Genomic DNA, 4,436 nt, shown 5'->3' on the forward strand with positions numbered 1-4,436 from the left:
TACCGGGTTGATCAGCGAAATGTCAGCCCGATCTGGCTTGTGCAGGATGCATCAGGAACCGGAAGGCGTCCGGTACTCTATTCATATAAGTATGCAACACCCGGAGATCCTGCTGTCCCTGAATATCACCCTGTTATTATCGATACAAATTCCCGTATTGTCACTCCTGTACAATACCGACCACAGCCGGAGGTCAGTCTGATGGATACGGATCAGAATGTCCTTGAGTGGTGGGATAAGACAGGAAATATCTCATATCTCCTCTATGTTGAACGGGGTGAGAAGACCCTTCGTCTTCTGTCAGCAGATCCACAGACCGGTACTGTCCGGGAGATCATGAACGAGACTGGTTCGACGTATATCGAATCAAATCTGGAATACGGTGCCTCTCCTAACGTCTATGTGCTACAGAACGGGGATGTCATCTGGTTTTCAGAACAGGATGGCTGGGGGCATTTGTACCGGTATGATGCCAATGGCACACTGAAAAAACAGATCACAAAAGGGCCGTGGGTAGTCCGGAAGATCCTGGCCGTTGATGAGAAGAACGGTCATATTTACTTTACTGCAAGTGGGAGAGAGGGGGGCAATCCCTACTATCAGTATCTGTACCGGGTCCAGACCGATGGGAATGGTCTGAAACTCCTGACCCCGGGCCAGGCAGATCACTCGATATCGTTATCCCCGGATCTCTCTTGTTTTGTCGATGCCTACTCCCGAGCCGATCTCCCGACGGTGACCGTCCTCCGATCAAGAGACGGCACACTTCTCATGCATCTTGCAACGGCTGATGACTCTGATCTTCAAAGAATGGGCTGGACTCCGGCAGAACGGTTCTCAGTGACTGCCCGTGATGGAAAGACGGAACTGTACGGTCTGCTCTTCAGGCCGACGCATTTTGACAGCACGAAGAAGTATCCGGTCATTGACGTGGTCTATCCAGGCCCCTATACTATCGTCACTGAAACTGCCTATCCAGCTTCTCTGACCTGGAATGCAAAGATCTACTGGACATGTCAGATGCTCTCTGAGCTGGGGTATGTCGTGGTAACGATGGACGGTCTTGGTACGGCATACCGGTCAAAGGCATTTCATGATGTCAGTTATGGAAATCTGAGTGATTGTGGCCTTCCTGACCACATTACCGGTCTTCGACAACTTGCATCCCGGTATCCTTTTCTGGATATCAGCCGGGTGGGTATCTATGGCAAATCAGCAGGTGGATTCATGGCAGCTCAGGCAATGCTCACCTATCCGGAGTTTTTCAAGGTCGGGGTTGCCGGGTCAGGAAATTATGATAGCAGGCTCTATGCCTCGTTCTGGGGGGAGAAGTATGAAGGATATCCGGTGACTGACCGGTATCTTGAGCAGGTTACCGCAGAAAAAGCAGCAAACCTCACTGGTCATCTGCTCCTTATCACCGGGGATATGGATGATAATGTTCATCCATCCATGACAATGCAGCTTGCAAATGCTCTTGAATCGGCTAAAAAACAGTATGATCTCATGGTAATGCCCAATAAGAACCATGATCTGAATTATGACCCCTATTACCTAAAGACGATGATGAGGTATTTTGGCACATACCTCTGACCGTTTTTTAAAAAAGGGTCTTTTTACCTATGGGATCTCGCCAATTATCCATGTCTTTGGGGGGACAGGATCAGGCATCCCATACATCTTCGTGCCAGGATACTTCTTATATAAATTCTTCCAGATACCGGCTGCTGCATCATACCAGGGCATCAGGTCCTCATACGACACACGGCCAGTATCAACCGGGGAGAAGGTATTCTTCTCCGACTCATACTCAAGATATTTCTCCGAAAGTGTCAGGGTATACGAAAGGAATGAGATCAGCTTCTCCGCCTGGGTATATTCCTTCTGACTGATAATCATCCTGATGAGAGTGTAATATGTTCCTGCAAGAGAGTCATGAAATGCCATGTTCATCTTCCCGACCGGAAGGGTGTCCCCGTTACAGATCTGCTGTATCGTGCTATTTGCCCGTTCAAAGAACCGGTCATCATCATATGGCGGTTTGACTGCAGGGGGAGCAAGAGGGAGCTGGACTGTAGGGAGTGGCGTCATCTCTGCATTTCCAGCTGAGAAAAGACAGATAATAAGAAGCGCCGATATACAGGCGATTACATAATGGCCCATATGACATCGTATGATTGCAAATATGAAAGGTTTGCCGGTTTGGTAAGGCAAAAAGTGAAATGAAACTGGGGTAATGTGTGTTTTTGGATTATGCAGGAGTATTCCAGGTGATTTCTTTTGGAATGGTCACATCTTCACCGTACAGTCCCGATCCCAGCCACCATGTATCATCCACGGCCTCAACATACCCAAGTTTCTTCTCAACCGAATTATTATGGGCCGGATTTACATAGTGAAATACGACAAATCCTGATCCGTTTTGTGCAGCATCACGCAGATTACGGATAAAAAACTCATTGTTTGCATCAGTTTCGTTCAGACGGCTCTTTCCGATAAGTTCGGTCTGCAACGGGTGAGCAAGGGTGGTGCCATTAAAGTCATATGCATAAATATACAGGTCTTTCCTGAAGAATGAACCATTGCGGTCACTAAATTCAGCAAGGGCTTTTTCCTTGCCATGGTCACGGGCATACGCAACAGCCTCCTGAACGAATTTTACCATATCAGAAACCCTTTCGGCTGATGTGTTATTCTCTTTGACAGTATTCTGCAGAAGACCGGATGTGGCATCATTCTCTCCTGACATCATAAGGTCCACGGCAGCAGTTAGAGGGATGATACTACAGACCAGAAGAAGGCAGATAAAGAGATTTCGTCTCATCATTCTCTATTGGATCTCATATTAGATGGTTTTTTTTATACCGGAATTACTAGTATCTGAATGGTTGTATCTTGTGTCTGGTGGGCATGAACAGCATCAGCCAGTGAGCTATTATAATGGTATAGGATGGTGACTGGTACGGCATGAACGATCCAAAACAAGCAAGAAACGGATCATCAAAAGATACAATCCTCACCGATCCTCCATTTTATCTCCCTGAATTTGAGGAGTCATATCGGTATATTATTGATGTGTATGAGGTAGAGCCGCGTGATATTGCGATCTTCATTCCGTGTGCGGTTCGAAAGCCCTACAGTACTAGCCCCAGTCACCGGATTATACGCAAAATCATTGATGAGGTCCTGGAGCCTGAAGTATATCATATTGTCATATTCGGTACATGCGGAATTCTTCCTGCAGAACTGGAGACGATGTATCCATATGCTCATTATCACTATATGCTGGGAAAAGTGAAGGATACTACCATTCAGGAGGATTTTCTCAGAATCGAGACCGAGCGGGTTGCAGGATATCTTCTCAAGACAAAAGATACGTATAAAAAACGTATTGCCTACTGTATTGGCCCGTTTCGGAGAGCATTGATCCAGGGATCTTTCCGTGCACAGGTCCCGATTGATATCATTATGCCCGGACAGGACGTCATAGACAGGATAATGGAACTTGATTGTCCGTTTCAGGAAGGGAGCCTGAACATGGAGGAGTATCTGGAAGAGTTCCATAAAGGACTTGTGCAGATGAAGAACTCATTACAGGAGTAATTAAAAAAAGAGGTTATTCTTCAAGGGTTGAGATATCACCCGGGTCTACCCCCAACTCTTTTGCCTTGAGCACCCGACGCATGATCTTACCGGATCTCGTTTTTGGAAGTTTGTCCATGAATTCGATGCTGGATGGCATAGCGATTGGCCCGATAGTCATCCTGACATGGTATGTCAGTTCGGATACAAGTTTCTGACTTGGTTCAAAGCCCTGTCTCAGGATGACAAACGCCTTGACCGCCTGCCCTTTCACTTCATCCGGAACCCCGATGACCGCAGCTTCCGCAACAGCTTCATGGGAGACCAGTGCAGATTCGACCTCTGCGGTTCCAAGATTATGTCCGGCAACGATGATGATGTCATCAGATCTCCCAAGAACCATGATGTACCCGTCTTCGTCTTTTACCGCAAGATCACCAACGGTATACCAGTTCCTGATCTGATTCCAATACTGCGTATACCGTTCTGGGTTGTTGTAGACGGTCCGCATCATTGACGGCCAGGGCTCTTTGATGACCAGAAGACCTCCCTGCCGTGGCGGAACTGGATTTCCTTCCTTATCGACGACATCTGCAACGACGCCAGGTATTGGCACTCCGGCAAACCCTGGTTTCATGGGCTGTCCGAGCGGGGTTGTGATCATGTGCATACCGGTCTCGGTCTGCCACCAGGTATCCAGAATCGGGCACCGGTTCCGTCCGATGACCCGGTAATACCACTCGAATGCCTCAGGGTTTAGTGGCTCTCCCACAGATCCGATGATTCGGAGGGAGCTGAGGTTGTACTTATCAGGCCATTGTTCTCCGACCTTCATAAACATCCTGATGGCGGTT

5 protein-coding genes are annotated in these 4,436 nt (G+C 47.7%); 2 read left to right on the forward strand and 3 right to left on the reverse strand.

The annotated features are described in order from the left end of the window. Positions 1-1,593, forward strand: a 1,593-nt coding sequence (locus PLA23_RS10800; RefSeq protein ID WP_324475183.1) for a S9 family peptidase, incomplete at its 5' end; no start/stop codon positions are given. Positions 1,594-1,620: 27 nt separating this feature from the next. Here the strand turns inward: PLA23_RS10800 and PLA23_RS10805 are convergent. Then, on the reverse strand, positions 1,621-2,163 hold the full coding sequence (locus PLA23_RS10805; protein ID WP_324475184.1) for a hypothetical protein: 543 nt from the start codon (positions 2,161-2,163) through the stop codon (positions 1,621-1,623). An 88-nt stretch (positions 2,164-2,251) separates the two neighbouring features. Then, positions 2,252-2,827, reverse strand: coding sequence for a cache domain-containing protein (locus PLA23_RS10810; RefSeq protein ID WP_324328381.1), 576 nt, complete (start codon positions 2,825-2,827; stop codon positions 2,252-2,254). 140 nt (positions 2,828-2,967) lie between these two features. Here PLA23_RS10810 and PLA23_RS10815 point away from each other — a divergent pair, with 140 nt between their 5' ends. Continuing rightward, positions 2,968-3,603, forward strand: a complete 636-nt coding sequence (locus PLA23_RS10815; protein WP_324328380.1) for a DUF5591 domain-containing protein — start codon at positions 2,968-2,970, stop codon at positions 3,601-3,603. Between the two features lie 13 nt (positions 3,604-3,616). Here PLA23_RS10815 and PLA23_RS10820 read toward each other — a convergent pair. Then, positions 3,617-4,436 (reverse strand): AMP-binding enzyme (locus tag PLA23_RS10820; protein WP_324475185.1); only part of this gene is annotated, 820 nt, incomplete at its 5' end.

The organism is Methanospirillum sp. (assembly GCF_035406105.1).
Lineage (GTDB): Archaea > Halobacteriota > Methanomicrobia > Methanomicrobiales > Methanospirillaceae > Methanospirillum.